Source organism: Methylobacterium sp. HJ2, from assembly GCF_056431005.1.
The window spans coordinates 122,267-136,499 of the sequence record NZ_JBWJYM010000012.1 but is presented as its reverse complement, the minus strand read 5'-3'; the positions used below and the strand labels follow the sequence as shown (position 1 = coordinate 136,499).

At 73.9% G+C, this 14,233-nt stretch carries 16 protein-coding genes; 9 read left to right on the top strand and 7 right to left on the bottom strand.

What is annotated here, in order from left to right:
• Positions 1-37 precede the first annotated feature (37 nt).
• Together ACS5RC_RS24075 and ACS5RC_RS24070 are read right to left on the bottom strand one after the other, a co-directional pair.
• Complete coding sequence (locus tag ACS5RC_RS24075; protein WP_478346452.1) at positions 38-1,147, bottom strand: efflux RND transporter periplasmic adaptor subunit; 1,110 nt, start codon at positions 1,145-1,147, stop codon at positions 38-40.
• 125 nt (positions 1,148-1,272) lie between these two features.
• Positions 1,273-2,445, bottom strand: a complete 1,173-nt coding sequence (locus ACS5RC_RS24070) for a sensor histidine kinase (protein ID WP_478346451.1) — start codon at positions 2,443-2,445, stop codon at positions 1,273-1,275.
• Positions 2,446-2,576: 131 nt separating this feature from the next.
• On the opposite strand from ACS5RC_RS24070, the gene ACS5RC_RS24065 reads away from it, so the two are divergent.
• From ACS5RC_RS24065 to ACS5RC_RS24035, 7 genes are all read left to right on the top strand, one after another.
• Positions 2,577-2,855 (top strand): hypothetical protein, encoded by a 279-nt coding sequence (locus tag ACS5RC_RS24065; RefSeq protein WP_478346450.1) that lies wholly within the window; start codon positions 2,577-2,579, stop codon positions 2,853-2,855.
• Between the two features lie 107 nt (positions 2,856-2,962).
• Positions 2,963-3,481, top strand: a complete 519-nt coding sequence (locus ACS5RC_RS24060; RefSeq protein WP_478346449.1) for a (2Fe-2S)-binding protein — start codon at positions 2,963-2,965, stop codon at positions 3,479-3,481.
• On the top strand, positions 3,478-4,536 hold the full coding sequence (locus ACS5RC_RS24055; protein WP_478346448.1) for an FAD binding domain-containing protein: 1,059 nt from the start codon (positions 3,478-3,480) through the stop codon (positions 4,534-4,536). The genes ACS5RC_RS24060 and ACS5RC_RS24055 overlap by 4 nt, the downstream gene beginning before the upstream one ends.
• Positions 4,529-6,769: a xanthine dehydrogenase family protein molybdopterin-binding subunit gene (locus tag ACS5RC_RS24050; protein WP_478346447.1), complete on the top strand. Its 2,241-nt coding sequence runs from the start codon at positions 4,529-4,531 to the stop codon at positions 6,767-6,769. The genes ACS5RC_RS24055 and ACS5RC_RS24050 overlap by 8 nt, the downstream gene beginning before the upstream one ends.
• Before the next feature lie 390 nt (positions 6,770-7,159).
• Entirely contained in the window at positions 7,160-7,450 is a 291-nt protein-coding gene (locus ACS5RC_RS24045) for a hypothetical protein (protein WP_478346446.1), read from the top strand.
• A gap of 100 nt (positions 7,451-7,550) precedes the next feature.
• Positions 7,551-8,258, top strand: coding sequence for a carbonic anhydrase (locus tag ACS5RC_RS24040; RefSeq protein ID WP_478346445.1), 708 nt, complete (start codon positions 7,551-7,553; stop codon positions 8,256-8,258).
• A gap of 100 nt (positions 8,259-8,358) precedes the next feature.
• Positions 8,359-9,924: an alkaline phosphatase D family protein gene (locus ACS5RC_RS24035; protein ID WP_478346444.1), complete on the top strand. Its 1,566-nt coding sequence runs from the start codon at positions 8,359-8,361 to the stop codon at positions 9,922-9,924.
• 64 nt (positions 9,925-9,988) lie between these two features.
• Here the strand turns inward: ACS5RC_RS24035 and ACS5RC_RS24030 are convergent, their stop codons facing one another.
• From ACS5RC_RS24030 to ACS5RC_RS24010, 5 genes are all read right to left on the bottom strand, one after another.
• Positions 9,989-11,281 (bottom strand): MFS transporter, encoded by a 1,293-nt coding sequence (locus tag ACS5RC_RS24030; RefSeq protein WP_478346443.1) that lies wholly within the window; start codon positions 11,279-11,281, stop codon positions 9,989-9,991.
• Positions 11,282-11,315: 34 nt separating this feature from the next.
• On the bottom strand, positions 11,316-11,741 hold the full coding sequence (locus ACS5RC_RS24025) for a MarR family winged helix-turn-helix transcriptional regulator (protein ID WP_478346442.1): 426 nt from the start codon (positions 11,739-11,741) through the stop codon (positions 11,316-11,318).
• 124 nt (positions 11,742-11,865) lie between these two features.
• Positions 11,866-12,258, bottom strand: coding sequence for an MAPEG family protein (locus ACS5RC_RS24020; protein ID WP_478346441.1), 393 nt, complete (start codon positions 12,256-12,258; stop codon positions 11,866-11,868).
• Positions 12,259-12,574: 316 nt separating this feature from the next.
• On the bottom strand, positions 12,575-12,838 hold the full coding sequence (locus ACS5RC_RS24015; protein WP_478346440.1) for a hypothetical protein: 264 nt from the start codon (positions 12,836-12,838) through the stop codon (positions 12,575-12,577).
• A 162-nt stretch (positions 12,839-13,000) separates the two neighbouring features.
• Positions 13,001-13,141, bottom strand: a complete 141-nt coding sequence (locus tag ACS5RC_RS24010) for a hypothetical protein (protein ID WP_478346439.1) — start codon at positions 13,139-13,141, stop codon at positions 13,001-13,003.
• 215 nt (positions 13,142-13,356) lie between these two features.
• Between ACS5RC_RS24010 and ACS5RC_RS24005 the strand changes: the two genes are divergently transcribed.
• The gene (locus tag ACS5RC_RS24005) at positions 13,357-13,815 is read left to right on the top strand and encodes a Ros/MucR family transcriptional regulator (RefSeq protein WP_478346438.1); all 459 of its coding nucleotides are present in this window, start codon (positions 13,357-13,359) and stop codon (positions 13,813-13,815) included.
• A gap of 218 nt (positions 13,816-14,033) precedes the next feature.
• Positions 14,034-14,204 carry a hypothetical protein gene (locus tag ACS5RC_RS24000; RefSeq protein ID WP_478346437.1) on the top strand — a complete coding sequence of 57 codons (171 nt, stop codon included), beginning with the start codon at positions 14,034-14,036 and terminating at the stop codon, positions 14,202-14,204.
• Positions 14,205-14,233 lie beyond the last annotated feature (29 nt).

Sequence of the window (14,233 nt, the reverse complement as noted above, 5' to 3'; positions counted from 1 at the left end):
GGCGGCTTGCGGGGCCCCGCCGTCCCGCGCCCGGCTCTCAATCGTCATCGTCGCCCGAGACCCGGATCTGGCTCTTCAGCTCCTCGGAGAGCAGAGCCTGTCCGCCCTTGAGCACGATCTCGGTGCCGTCGGGCAGGCCCTCGACCACGTAGGCATCCTCCGACATCGGCGGGTCGGAGCGGATCGGGTGGCGGACATAGGCCCCCTCCCCCAGCCCGCGATAGACCCAGGTGCCGCCCTGCCCGTGCACCACCGCGTCCTCCGGCACGAGGATGCCCGTGACGCTGCGCTCCGAGGGCAGGAAGGCCAGGGTGCTCATGCCCGGCAGGAGGCCGCTCTCGCCGGCGACGAGGTAGTAGAAGCTCTGGCCCTGCACCCGCGGGTCGGTGCGGGTCGCCGCGCTGACGAAGCGCAGGGCCACGCGCGCGCTCTGCGGCGGCACCTCGGCGAAGGCGGCCTCCGGCGCCCGGCTCAGGGATTCGCCCGGCGGCAGCGTCACCTGCATCAGGAAGTCGGCCCGCTCGATCAGCCGCGTCACCGCGGGCGCGCGGGCGACGATCGCCTTGCCGATCACCGGCCCCCATTCCTGCTGGGCGGTGGCCTCGAGGGTGCGCAGCTGCGATTCCGCCGCCATCAGGGCGGCCTGATCGGTCTGGTAGGTGCCCTCCGCGGTCTCCACCTGCACCGGCGTCGCGTACTGGCCGAGATTGCGCGCCCGGCGCGCGGCGCTGCCCGAGACCTCGATCTTGGCCCGGGCGGTCTGGAGCTGGGCCCGGGCGTTGGCGTAGGCGTTGGTCAACTCGGTGACGCGGGCGATGTCGAGGACGACGCCGTAGGCCTGCAGCTCCTGCCGGTGGGCCTCCGAGCGCCGCGTCGCGGTCTCCAGACCGACCCGGACCCGCTCCTCGGGCCGCAGCCGCACCACCGTGCGCCCGTCCTCGACCGCGATGCGCGGCGCGGGCAGGGGCGGCGCCTCGGGCGCGGCGCGCAGATCGGCCAGGAAGGCGGGCGCCCGCAGGTCGGCGAAGTAGGGCGCGGCGCGGGCGCGCCAGCCCGCACCGGTCTCGGTGAGGGCGAGCGCGGCGAGCGCGGCCGCGACCAGGATCGCCCCCGTGAGCAGGATCGGGCGGCGCCGCCGCTGGAACACGCAAGACCCTCCCCGCTCGAGCCCCGGCCCGGATGCGGGATCCGGCGCGGGGCGTGCCCTCTCCGGGGCCGCCTGATTGCCACTTTTGCCCGGTTTTCGCGTCCGGATCTACCCAGATCCGGAGATTATCCCGGCATCGGAACGACGAGATGGAAATGCGCGCCGGGCTCCTCGCGCGGCAGGGTGAGCGTCGCCCCGAGCTGGCGGCTCAGGTTCGAGACGACGCGCATGCCGAGGCTGCGCGAGGCCCGGGTGATGTCGAAATCCTCCGGCAGGCCGACGCCCCCGTCGGAGACGTCGAGGACGAGCGCCCCGTCCGCGAGGGCGGTGCTCACCCGGATCTCGCCGGTCTCCGGATCCACCGTATCCGGGTAGGCGTACTTGATTGCGTTGGTGACGAGCTCGTTGACGAGGAGGCCGATCGGGATCGCCTGATCGGCGGAGATCCTCAGCGGATCCACCGTGCAGACGAGGCGGTGGCGCGGCGCCCCGCTCTGCAGGTTGGCGATCAGGGTGCCCAGGAAGGGCGCGAGGTCGATCTCGCCCGGCGCCGCGTCGCCGCCCGCGCCGTCACCCTGCCGCCAGAGCTGGTCGTGCACCCCGGCGATCGCCTCGACCCGGGTGCGCGCATCGACCAGCGCCGCGCGCACGGCGTCGTCCTCCGCGCTCCGGGCCTGGAGGGCGAGCAGGCTCGCCACGATGGCGAGGCTGTTCTTGACGCGGTGGCTCATCTCGCGGGCGAGCAGGTCCTGCCGGGCGAGCGCCGCCTTGAGCAGGCTCTCCGTGCGCTGGCGCTCGATCGCGCCGCCGAGCAGGTTGGCGAAGCCCTGCATGAAGGCGATGTCCGCCTCCCCGAACATGCCCTCGCGGGTGTCGTCCACCTCCAGCACGCCGAAGGCGCCGTCGCGGTTCTCGATCAGCACGTTGATCGCCCGCCGGATGCCGTGATCGGCCATGAGCTGGGGCGTGCGGAAGCGGGTCTCGCGCGCGAGGTGGTTCGAGATCACCGGGCGGCCGGTCTTGAGGGCGAAGCCCGCGGGCGAGGCGAGGTCGGCCCCGACCCGGGCCTGCCCGATCACGTCGGGCGCCCAGCCGATCCCGGCGCGCACCAGCAGCGTGTCCTCGCCGCGCAGGTACTCGAGCGCCTTGCAGAACTCGGCCCCCATCCCCTCGGCGCAGAGCTCGGCCGCCCGCTGCAGCAGGCCGTCGACGTCGTCGCCGCGCAGGGCCTCGACGCCGAATTCGGACAGGATCGCCTGCTGGCGCAGGCGGAGGGCGAGATCCGCGGAGGAGGTCATGACGGGCCTAGCTTAACAAGGATCGCGGCCCGGCGCGATGCGGAGCGGCGGGGGGCGCGGCGCGCCGACGCTGGCGGGAGCCCGCGGCGTCCTCGACGGTTGAGGGGGTACGGAAACGCGGGAGGGCGCGCATGGCGGACGGATCACGGGACGGCGGAACGCAGGGGCTCTCCGACAAGGCGCTCTCGATCTTCGCCTTCGCGGCCTATCACCGCCTGCTCAGCGGGGAGCGCGTCACCTCGGTGATCCGCAAGGACGGAGCCGGTCACGAGGCCGACCCGGACGGCGTGGCCGAGCTGGAATCCCGCGGCCTCGTCACCGCGAGCGAGACCGGCATCGCGTTCGGCGACGCCGCGGAGGCCTTCACCGAGACCCTGGTGGCGGCGCTGCGCAAGGAGGCGGGCCGGTAGGCGCCCCCCGCCCCGGCCGGGCTGCGCGAAGAAACGCCGCGCCTCTGGCCGCCGGCCAAGCCCGGGCTACCTGTTAGCCATTCCAGACTGGCTGATCCGGAGCCCGCATGAGCATTCCCCTCACGCTCACCGTGAACGGCGAGCGGCGCGACCTCGTGTTGGAGGATCCGCGCGTCACCCTGCTCGATGCCCTGCGCGAGCGCCTCCACCTCACCGGCTCGAAGAAGGGCTGCGACCGCGGCCAGTGCGGCGCCTGCACGGTGCTGGTCGACGGGCGGCGGGTGAACGCCTGCCTCGCCCTGGCCGTCAGCCTCGACGGGGCCAGCATCGAGACGGTCGAGGGGCTGGCGCGCGGCGACGCGCTCCACCCGGTCCAGGCCGCCTTCATCGCCCATGACGGCTTCCAGTGCGGCTTCTGCACGCCGGGCCAGATCATGAGCGCGGTCGGGCTGCTGCGCGAGATGCGGGAGGCCGGCGAGACCGGGATCGACGTCGAGCGGGTGCGCGAGGGCATGAGCGGCAACCTCTGCCGCTGCGGCGCCTATGCGGGCATCACCGAGGCGGTGGTCGCCGCCCACGGCGCGCAGGACACCGCGCGAGACACCCTGCGGGAGGATGCGGCGTGAACCTGTTCAGCTACACCCGCGCCGGCAGCGTCGCGGAGGCGGTCGCGGCGGCGGCCGAGCCCGGCGCGGCCTACCTCGCCGCCGGCACCAACCTCCTCGACCTGATGAAGGGCGGGATCGCGACGCCCGCCCGCCTCGTCGACATCACCCGCCTGCCCGGCCTCGACCGGATCGAGGCGCAGGCCGACGGCGCGACCCGGATCGGCGCGCTGGTGCGCAACAGCGACCTCGCCCGCGATCCCCACGTCGCCAAAACCTACCCGATGGTCGCCGAGGCCCTGCTCTCGGGCGCATCGGCACAGCTGCGCAACGCCGCCACCACGGCCGGCAACCTGATGCAGCGCACCCGCTGCCAGTATTTCTACGACACCGCCTCGCCCTGCAACAAGCGCGAGCCCGGCGCCGGCTGCCAGGCGATCGGCGGGGCGACGCGCCTCCACGCCGTGCTCGGCTGGAGCGAGCACTGCATCGCGATCCACCCCTCCGACCTCTGCGTGCCGCTGGCCGCCCTCGGCGCGTCGGTGGAGATCGCGGGGCGCGCGGGCACCCGCACCGTGCCGATCGGCGACTTCCACCTGCTGCCCGGCACGACGCCCGAGCGCGAGACCGTGCTGGAGCCGGGCGAGCTCGTCACCGCGGTGATCCTGCCGCCCGAGGCCGCGGGATTCGCCGGCCATGCCCGCTACCTCAAGGTCCGCGACCGCACCTCCTACGCCTTCGCCACGGTCTCGGCCGCCGCCGCCCTGACGCTGGACGGCGACCGGATCGGGCAGGCCCGGATCGCGCTGGGCGGGCTCGCCCTCAAGCCCTGGCGCGTCGCCGCGGCCGAGGACGCGCTGGCCGGCGCCGCGCCGGACGACGCGGCCTTCGCCCGCGCCGCCGAGGCGCTGGTGGCCGGCGCCAAGCCCTCCGGCCCCGAGAACGCCTTCAAGATCGAGCTCGCCCGCCGCGTCGCGGTGCGGGCGCTGCGCCTCGCCCTGGCCGGCACGCCCGCGCGCCTGCCGGCGCTGCCCGCTTCCCCGTTCTCGCACGCCACCGGAGCGATCCATGCCTGAGACCGCAGCCCGCGCCCGCCACGGCTCCAGCATCGGCCAGCCGCTCACCCGGCGCGAAGGCCCCCTCAAGGTCACCGGGCAGGCGCGCTTTTCCGCCGACAACCTGCCGCCCGGCACCCTGCACGCCGCGCTCTGCGTCGCCCGCATCGCCCGGGGCCGCGTCACCGGCCTCGACGTCGCCGCGGCCGAGGCGCATCCCGGCGTCGTCGCCGTGATGACGCCGGAGAACGCGCCCACGCTCGCCAAGGACCCGAACGAGAAGGACAACCCCTTCACCTTCCGGCTCGACCTGCTGCAGGATTCCTCCGTCCGCTACGTCAACCAGCCGGTGGCGGTGGTGATCGGGCGGACGCTGGAGGCGGCGACCGAGGGCGCGCGGCTGCTGGCGCCGACCTACGCGGCCGAGACGCCGAGCATCGGCCTCGACGCGGGCGCGCCGTTCACGCCCGCCGCCATCGGCGCCGGCCAGCCGCCGGAGGAGGGCACGGGCGACGTCGCGGCGGGGCTCGCCGCCGCCTCCCGGCGCATCGAGGCCGTCTACGAGACGCCCGCGCAGTACCACAACGCGATGGAGCCGCACGCGGCGCTCGCCGAATGGGACGGCGACCATCTCACCCTCCACACCCCGAGCCAGGGCATGACCATGGCCATCGGCCGGCTCGCCGGGCTGTTCGGCATCCCGGCCGCCAACATCCGGATCGAGAGCCCGTTCCTCGGCGGCGGCTTCGGCTCGAAGGGCATGATCTCGGGGCCGCAGGTGCTGGCCTGCATGGCCGCCCGCCTCGTCGGCCGGCCGGTCAAGCTCGTGGCGCGCCGCGAGCAGATGTACGGGCCGATGGGCCACCGGGCCGAGACGCGCCAGACCCTGAAGCTCGGCGCGGACGACCAGGGCCGGCTCACCGCGATCGACCACCACACGCTCACCGCCTCGAGCCGCTTCGACGACTTCTTCGAGCCGAGCGGCGGCGTCACCCACACCCTCTACGCGGCCCCCGCCCTCTCGGTGCGGCACGAGGGGGTGCGGGTCGATACCGGCACCCCGCTGTTCATGCGCGCGCCGGGCGAGGCCTCGGGCAGCGCGGCGCTCGAATCGGCGATCGACGAGATGGCGCTCGCCTGCGGCATGGACCCCCTGGCCTTCCGGCTCGCGAACTACGCCGAAGTGGAGCCGATCTCCGGCAAGCCGTTCTCCTCGAAGGCGCTCCGCGCCTGCTACGAGCAGGGCGCCGCCCGCTTCGGCTGGGACGGGCGCCCGCAGGCGCCGCGCCAGATGCGCGACGCCGACGGGCTCCTCGTCGGCTGGGGCATGGGCACCGCCACCTTCCCGGCCCTGATGTTCGAGGCCGAGGCGCGGGCGGAATTGCGCGCCGACGGCAGCGGCACCGTCGAGATCGGCGCGCAGGACATGGGCCAGGGCGCCTGGACGGCGCTCGCCCAGATCGCCGCCGACGGACTCGGGATCGCGCTCGATCGGCTCAGCTTCGCGATGGGCTCCTCCACCCTGCCGAACGGCGGCATCGCGGGCGGCTCGGGCCACACCGCGACCGCGGGCGGGGCGATCCACGCGGCGGCCGGGGCGGTGATCGCCGAGCTCGCCGCGCTCGCCACCAACGATCCGGCCTCGCCCCTGTACGGGGCCGGCAATGCCGGGGTGGTCGCCCGCGACGGGCGCCTGGTCCGCCGGGACGACGAGAGCCGGGGCGAGAGCGTCGGGGAGATCCTGGGCCGGGCCGGCCGCGACCGCGTCGAGGCCAGGGGCAAGGCCTCGGCCGACCCGGCGGCGCAGGCCTCCTACGCCCTGCACGCGCACGGGGCGGTCTTCGCCGAGGTGAAGGTCGATCCCGATCTCGGGCAGATCCGGGTCAGCCGCCTCGTCGGCGCCTTCGCGGCCGGGCGGGTGATCAACCCGCGCCTCGTGCAGAGCCAGTATTACGGCGGCATGATCTGGGGCCTGTCCTTCGCGCTGCACGAGCACGCGGTGCTCGACCCGCGCACCGGGCGCTTCCTCAACGACAACCTCGCCGAGTACCACGTGCCGGTGAACGCCGACACGCCCGCGATGGAGGCGATCCTCGTGCACGAGGACGACCCCCACGTGAACGCGCTGGGTATCAAGGGCGTCGGCGAGATCGGCATCACCGGCACCGCCGGGGCCATCGCCAACGCGGTCTGGCACGCCACCGGCGTGCGGGTGCGCAGCCTGCCGATCACCCTCGACAAGCTGCTGGGCTGAGCCTCGCGCGCCCGGCCCCGTCTGCGAGAGGGAGCCGGGCGCACCCGCTCGCGCCGTCTCGCGAGGCGGGGCGGCTTGCGCCTGCGCCGGAACGCGGCGCCATCCCGTCCCGGACGGATCCAGCGGCCCGCGCCGGGGCCGGCCCCTGCCCGGGCGCACCGGGCGGGCGCGCCCGCGTTTAATCCCGGCCTTCGTCGACGCCGGCACCCCGCATGTGCGTCCGGGCACATGTATTCGCCGCGGATCGGATTAAAATATTTGGGCTATACTTGTGTTTATCCGCACATACATTGCTAAAACCTGATCCTATTGTTCTCTCAGCGGACGGGAGCCCGGCGCCTGAGGCGCCCGCGCTCCTGCCCTCCATCGTTCGAGAGAAAGGATCTCCCCATGTCGCGCCGCGTCGCCATCGCCGCCCTCGTCCTCGCCCTGCCGTTCTCGGTGTCCCTCGCCCAAGCGGGCGAGGGCAGCGGCGGGGACCGCATGCAGGCCGGGGGCGGCCACATGAGCTCCTACGTCAACGACCCCTACCACGACCCCCGCTCGCTCCACGCGCAGCGCCGCGGCAGCGGCCAGCTCCTCGGCGCGCCGATGTACGCCGACGCGCCCGCCCTCACCGCCCGCGCCCTGGTCGCGCCGCACTGGGCGGTGGGTCAGCGGCCGGTGCGCCCGCGGCGCTGATCCGCCGGCCCGGCAGGCCCGGATCGGGCCCGCATCGCGCCCGGGCCCTCGAGCGCCCGGGCGCCGAACCGGACAGACCCTCCCCGCACAAGGATCTCACGTGGACAGCATCATCCAGGGCATCTCGACCTTCCAGGACCACGTCTTCCCCGGCCAGCGGCGGATGTACCAGCAGCTCGTCCGGGACGGGCAGCATCCCAAGGCCCTGATCATCGCCTGCGCGGATTCCCGCGTGTCCCCGGAGCACATCACCCAGGCGGGCCCGGGCGAGCTGTTCGTCTGCCGCAACGCCGGCAACATCGTGCCGCCCTTCTCGCAGCAGAACGGCGGCGTCTCCTCGGCGATCGAGTACGCCGTCGTGGCGCTGGGTGTGCGCGACGTGGTGGTGTGCGGCCACTCGGATTGCGGCGCGATGAAGGGCCTGATGAACCCGGAGGCGCTCGCCGCCATGCCGAACGTGGCCGCCTGGCTGCGCCACAGCCACGCGGCCGAGCGCATCGTCTGCGAGGCCTATCCGGAGGGGATGGATCCCGGGGCCCGGCACCGGGCGCTGGCGCTCGAGAACGTCGTGGTCCAGCTCGCCAACCTGCGCACCCATCCGAGCGTCGCCGCCGCGCTCGCCAAGGGGGAGCTGCGCCTGCACGGCTGGTTCTTCGAGATCGAGACCGGCCAACTCCTCGCCTATGACGGCGGGGCGGGGCGCTTCGCGCCGATCGAGGACGAGGGCAGCCTGCCGGTGGCGCAGGACTCCGCCATCCGCGTCGCCGCGCCGGAATACGCCGCCCCGGGCCGCCTCGCCGCCGAGTGAGGCCTTCGGCCCCCGCGGCACGCCGGGGGGCATCGTCATGCGTTCGTCAGGAGAATACGCTCTCTCGCGTCCGAGCCCAGCCCGGGCGCCGGAGCAGCCGATGACCCAATCCCCGAGCCCGAGCCGCCGCCGGATCCTCGCCGGCGGCGCCCTCCTCCTCGGCGGCCTCGCGCGGCCGGGGATCAGCCGCGCCGCCGACCGGCCGATGCTGAGCCACGGCCTGCAATCGGGCGACGTGTCCGGGGACTCCGCCGTGGTCTGGGCCCGGGCCGACCGGCCCGCCCGCGCGGTGATCGAATGGGCCACGACCGAGAGCTTCCGCGAGGTGCGCGGGGGCGTCTTCGTCGATGCCCTGCCCGACAGCGACCTCACCGTGAAGGCCGCGCTCGCGGGCCTGCCGCCCGACCAGGACATCCACTACCGCGTGCGGCTGCAGGACCTCGCCGAGCCCACCCTCCTGGGCGAGCCGGTGACCGGGCGCTTCCGCAGCGCCCCCGCCCGTCCCCGCGACGTCACCTTCTGCTGGTCCGGCGACACCGTCGGCCAGGGCTGGGGCATCGACGAGGCGCGCGGCGGCATGACGATCTACGCCGCGATCCGGCGCAACCGCCCGGATTTCTTCCTGCACTCGGGCGACACCATCTACGCCGACGGGCCGATCCAGGCCGAGGTGGCGCTGCCCGACGGCAGCCTCTGGCGCAACCGCGTCACCGAGGAGAAGGCCGCGCCCGCCGAGACGCTCGACCAGTTCCGCGGCGCCTACAAGTACAACCTCCTCGACCGCAACCTGCTGGCGATGAACCGGGAGGTGCCGATCCTGGCGCAGTGGGACGACCACGAGGTCACCAACAACTGGTGGCCGGGCGAGCCGCTGACCCGGGCCGAGCACGCGCGCAAGCACTACACGGCGCCGAACGTCCTGCTGCTCGCCGCCCGGGCGTCCCGCGCCTTCCACGAATACATGCCGATGCGCTTCGAGCCAGCCGAGCCCGGGCGCGTCTACCGGACGATCAGCTACGGCCCGCTGCTCGACGTGTTCCTGCTCGACATGCGCAGCTACCGCGGCCCGAACGGCGCCAACGACGAGACCGAGCCCGGCCCCGCCACGCAGTTCCTCGGCCCCGCCCAGGTGGCGTGGCTGAAGCGCGCGCTGAAGGCCTCGCGGGCGACCTGGAAGGCCATCGCCGCCGACATGCCCCTCGGGCTCGTCGTGACCTACGACACCGACGCGAAATTCGGCTCGGAGGCGGTGGCGCAGGGGAACGGCCCGCCGCTCGGGCGCGAATTGGAGATCGCCGACCTGCTGCGCTTCATCCGCGACGCCGAGGTGCGCAACACGGTCTGGTTCACGGCCGACGTGCACTACACGGCGGCGCATTACTACGACCCGGACAAGGCCCGCTTCCAGGACTTCGCGCCGTTCTGGGAGTTCGTCTCGGGGCCGCTGCACGCCGGCACCTTCGGGCCGAACCCCCTCGACGACACCTTCGGGCCCCAGCTCCGCTTCGTGAAGGCGCCCCCGCCCGGCCGCCAGAACCTCTCGCCCGCCGAGGGCTACCAGTTCTTCGGCCACGTCGCGATCGCGGCGGCCACCCGGCAGATGACGGTGACGCTGAAGGACGCCGCCGATACCGACCTCTGGCGCGTCACCCTCGACCCGGCCTGATCCCCTGCCGCCGCGATCCCGACCGACGGGCGGAGGCGCGGCGGCCCGGGACGGAGGGGCGGCGTCAGGCCGGCACGGGCACCGGCGCCGCCTCGGGCCGGCGCCCGATCATCAGCGAGAGGCCGGCGGCGGCGAGGCACAGGAAGCCCGCCGCGATGAAGGCCGAGACGTAGTCGCCCGTGCCGGTGCGGACCGCGCCCGCACCCCAGGCCGCGGCGGCCGCGCCGATCTGGTGGGCGCAGGCGATCCAGCCGAACATCAGCGGGGCGTTCTCCTCGCCGAAGGCCTTGCCGGCGAGGTTGACGGTCGGCGGCACCGTGGCGATCCAGTCGAGGCCGTAGAACACGGCGAAGAGCGAGAGGCCGGCGACGCTGCCGTCGAAGGCGTAGGGCAGGAAGATCAGCGACAGGCCGCGCAGGCCGTAATACCACGCGAGCAGCTTGCGGGCGTCGATCCGGTCGGTGAGCCAGCCGGAGGCCGTGGTGCCGAGGAGATCGCAGATCCCCATCAGGGCCAGCATGCCGGCCGCCGTCACCTCCGGGATGCCGCGGTCGAGGCAGGCGGTGATCAGGTGGGTGCCGATCAACCCGTTGGTCGAGGCGCCGCAGATGAAGAAGGTGCCTCCGAGCAGCCAGAAGTCGCGCGAGCGGAGCCCCGTCAGCAGGCCGTTCACGGCGCGCCGGGCCGGGTTGACGCCCGAATGCACGGCGGGCGTCAGCGCGCTCTCGCCGTAGCGGGGCAGGCCGAGATCGGCCGGGCGGTCGCGCATCAGCAGGGCCACAAGGGGCACGAGGGCGAGCGCCGCCCCCGCCACCGTGAAGGCGACCGTGCGCCAGCCCTGATCGACCACGATGCGGGCGAGCAGCGGCAGGAACACGAGCTGGCCGGTGGCGCTGCTCGCCGTGAGCAGGCCGAGCACGAGGCCGCGGTTGCGCCCGAACCAGCGCCCGGCGATCGTGGCGCCGAGCACGTTGGCCACCATGCCGGTGCCCGCCCCGACGAGCAGGCCCCACAAAGCCACCATCTGCCAGGGCGCGTGCATCAGCGTGGTGGCGGCGGTGCCGACCGCCAGGATCAGGAGCGCGGCGCAGACCGAGCGGCGCAGGCCGAAGCGCTCGAACACCGCGACCGCGAAGGGCCCGATCAGCCCGTACAGGAAGATGTTGACCGCCACCGCCGCGCTGATCGTGGCCGTGGACCAGCCGAACTCGCGCTCGAGCGGCACGATCAGGATGCCGGGCGTCGCCCGGATCCCGGCGCCCACCAGGAGCACCACGAAGGTGATGCCGGCCACCACCCAGGCGTAGTGGAGGCGGCCTTGCGGGCGAGCCGGCGGCGTCGCGGTCTGGGCGGGCATGGGCTCGGGCCTTCGGTTCTGGGACGGGGACAGGTCAGTGGCCGGACAGCGCCGCGAGCGCCGCGCGGGCGCCGGGGGCGAGGCGCTCGCCGATCCGCGCCTCGGCGGCGCGCCAGTGCGGCAGGGCCGCGGCGATCGCCGCCGCGCCGGCCTCGGTCAGCGCCGCCACGCGCTCGCGCCCGTCGCGAGGGCCCACCGCCACCCGGACGAGGCCGCGCCGCTCCAGAGGATCGAGATTGCGGCCCATGGTCGAGCGGTCGAGAGCCGCCTCCTCGGCGAGCCGGGAGACCGGCAGCGCCCCGAGCCGCCCGAGGATGCGCAGGATCGCGAATTGGGTGACGCGCAGGCCCGCCGGGCGCAGGGCGGCGTCGTAGGCCGCCGTCGCCGCGCGCGCCGCCCGGCGCAGGGCCGTGCAGGTGCAGGGCGGGTCGGCAGATTCGGGAGGGCGTGCGTCGGACATAGATGCGGGTATATGCACACATCACGGCGACCGCAAGCGCGCCGAGGGGCCCCGGCTCCGTTCCGGCGAGCCCGGTCCCTCCGGGGACCGGGCGCCCGTCCTGCGAGGGTCTCCGCGCCGGTCCTCAGCCCCGCAGCAGCAGCGCGATCGCGGCCACCGCCACCACGCCGATCGTGGCGATGGTGCCGCCGCCCCGGCAGGCGAACTGGCGCGGCGAGTTCGGCGGCGCGAACATTCCGATCGGGTGGAGGATGCGGGCCACGAGGAGCACGAGGAGCAGGCCCTGGACCAGCCCGCGCGAGCCGCCGCCGCCCTCGACCAGGGCGATCAGCAGGAGCGCGAAGGGGACGTTCTCGGTGAAGTTGCCGTGGGAGCGGATGCGCTTGAGCAGCGCCTCGTCGCCCGTGCCGTGCAGGACGTTGCCGCCGACCCGGCCCGCCACGACCCAGCCGGTCAGGCCGAGATACAGCAGGGCGAACAGCCCGGCATAGAACGCTGTCGTCGTCGGAAACGTCACGGGATTCTCCGGTCGGGCCGCTGGTCTCGAGACGGACGCCGGCCGACCGCGCCCGTCGCGGGACCACCTAGGGCATCGCCCGCGATCCGGCATCCGGACGAGGCGTGCCCGCCCGACCGCGATCCGGTCCGGCGGACGGGAGCCTGTCACGACGGGGGCCTCGGGCTGTGCCCCGTCGCAACGACATCGGGACCGGCTCTAGCCGATCAGGACGCTCGCCGATCCGACCGCCACGGCGGCGAGACCGGAGGCGAAGGCGCCGATCATCGCGTAGCTGAACCACTTCATCATCATGTCCAAATCCCTGTCCCGCGGCTCAGCAGCGGTTTCCGCCGGAGGTCTGGCCGTATTGCTTGACCGGCCGGGTCTGCTGGTTGGCGTTGCCTTCGGCCGCCGAGCTCATCGGGCAGGCCTCGTAGAAGGGCGCATCGTGGACGCCGAGGCCGAGCGAGCCGGTGGTCTCGACGGCGTCTGGCACGTAGCCGGTCCAGCGGCCCTCCCGGGCCGACGCGGATGCGAGGGGGGCGGCGGCGAGGACGAGGGCGAGGACGGCGATGCGGGGCGTCACGCGGGTGTTCATACGGGTCTCGGTCTCCTTCAAGCGATCCGGCCGGACCGTCCGGTCGGTCTCGTCTTGCCTGATCCGAAGATGGGGGGCGCGGCGCCGCCGCGACGTGACGGCCCGCACGCACCGCCAGGGATTAAAGCCTGATCCGGGGCCTCGCGGCCGGCGGAGGCAGAGTCAGGCGATCGCCGGGTCCACGAGCTCGGCCACGAGGCGTCGGACTTCCTCCTCCGGCACGGGCTTCTCCGGGCGGGGCCGGCCGTGATCGAGGGGGCCGGCGGCGCGGCCCGCGCCCGTGGCGATTCGGCACGGCCGCATCGAGGCGCGCCTCCGATCCGATCAGGCCGAGGGCGTCCGCGCTACCGGTCCTCGGGGGCGCGGGCCGCGGCATCCGTCGTCCGGCATTCGGACGATGCCGGGGCGTCGCCGCGACGACTGTCCAGAAGATTCGCATCTGCAATCGGACCGTGCCCTTGATCTCGAGACATCGGGGCCGATCTTCTGTTTACGGAGAACGAAACCGGATCCCAGGCATGACAGAAGAAATCCAGGGGCAGAACCCCGACATCATCGCGTTCGCGGGCGATATCGTTGCGGCCTATGTCTCGAACAATCCCGTCCCGGCGAGCGAACTGCCTGCCCTTCTCGGAAGCGTCCACGGCGCCCTGTTGCGCCTGACCGGCGCCGCGGCTCCCGTCGCCGCGCCTGAGGAGGCGGTGGAGCAGCCCACGCCCGCGCAGATCCGCCGCTCGGTCACCGATGCGGGCATCATCAGCTTCATCGACGGCAAGTCCTACAAGACGCTCAAGCGCCACCTGACCAAGCATGGCCTGACCCCGCAGAGCTATCGCCAGCGCTACGGCCTGCCCTCCGAGTACCCGATGGTGGCGCCCGGCTACGCCGCGCAGCGCTCGGCCCTCGCCAAGGAGATCGGCCTCGGCCGACCGGGCGGAGCCCCCGATTCCGGCGGAGGCCGGCGCAGCGCCGCCTGATCGGCCCATGATCGGCCCCTGATCGGCCCATGACCGGAACGCATCCGGCTCGCCCTCTTCCGGAGCGGCGGGCTTTCGTGTGGTCTGCGGCGGGCCGACATCCCGGGCGATCTGTCCAGTCCTGCCCAAGATTCGGGCTGGACCGCATCCGTCCGGCGACCTATTCGCCCCTCCGAACACTGTGGCAACCGTCCGCAGGCTCGATTCGGGAGGACGCCATGACGCGTCAGGACAAGCCGGCCCCGACCCTCGACCGGACCCCCGCGCCGGCCCAGAGCCCGGCCGCGACCCTCTGGTCCGCCATCCTGGCCGAGCGCCGGGCGGGCGAGGATCCGGGCACCCGCCTCCGCGCCCTGCTGCTCGCCGACCTCTCCGAGCGGAAGGCCTGAGCCGCGACCGTCCGCGCGCCGATCGGTCT

What these genes read in the sequence shown, in the direction of transcription:
- ACS5RC_RS24000 (WP_478346437.1), top strand. Translation starts at nt 14,034, where the DNA reads ATGACGCGTCAGGACAAGCCGGCCCCGACCCTCGACCGGACCCCCGCG.
- ACS5RC_RS24010 (WP_478346439.1), bottom strand. Translation starts at nt 13,141, where the DNA reads ATGCGGCCGTGCCGAATCGCCACGGGCGCGGGCCGCGCCGCCGGCCCC.
- ACS5RC_RS24060 (WP_478346449.1), top strand. Translation starts at nt 2,963, where the DNA reads ATGAGCATTCCCCTCACGCTCACCGTGAACGGCGAGCGGCGCGACCTC.
- ACS5RC_RS24015 (WP_478346440.1), bottom strand. Translation starts at nt 12,838, where the DNA reads ATGAACACCCGCGTGACGCCCCGCATCGCCGTCCTCGCCCTCGTCCTC.
- ACS5RC_RS24025 (WP_478346442.1), bottom strand. Translation starts at nt 11,741, where the DNA reads ATGTCCGACGCACGCCCTCCCGAATCTGCCGACCCGCCCTGCACCTGC.
- ACS5RC_RS24065 (WP_478346450.1), top strand. Translation starts at nt 2,577, where the DNA reads ATGGCGGACGGATCACGGGACGGCGGAACGCAGGGGCTCTCCGACAAG.
- ACS5RC_RS24050 (WP_478346447.1), top strand. Translation starts at nt 4,529, where the DNA reads ATGCCTGAGACCGCAGCCCGCGCCCGCCACGGCTCCAGCATCGGCCAG.
- ACS5RC_RS24045 (WP_478346446.1), top strand. Translation starts at nt 7,160, where the DNA reads ATGTCGCGCCGCGTCGCCATCGCCGCCCTCGTCCTCGCCCTGCCGTTC.
- ACS5RC_RS24030 (WP_478346443.1), bottom strand. Translation starts at nt 11,281, where the DNA reads ATGCCCGCCCAGACCGCGACGCCGCCGGCTCGCCCGCAAGGCCGCCTC.
- ACS5RC_RS24070 (WP_478346451.1), bottom strand. Translation starts at nt 2,445, where the DNA reads ATGACCTCCTCCGCGGATCTCGCCCTCCGCCTGCGCCAGCAGGCGATC.
- ACS5RC_RS24005 (WP_478346438.1), top strand. Translation starts at nt 13,357, where the DNA reads ATGACAGAAGAAATCCAGGGGCAGAACCCCGACATCATCGCGTTCGCG.
- ACS5RC_RS24035 (WP_478346444.1), top strand. Translation starts at nt 8,359, where the DNA reads ATGACCCAATCCCCGAGCCCGAGCCGCCGCCGGATCCTCGCCGGCGGC.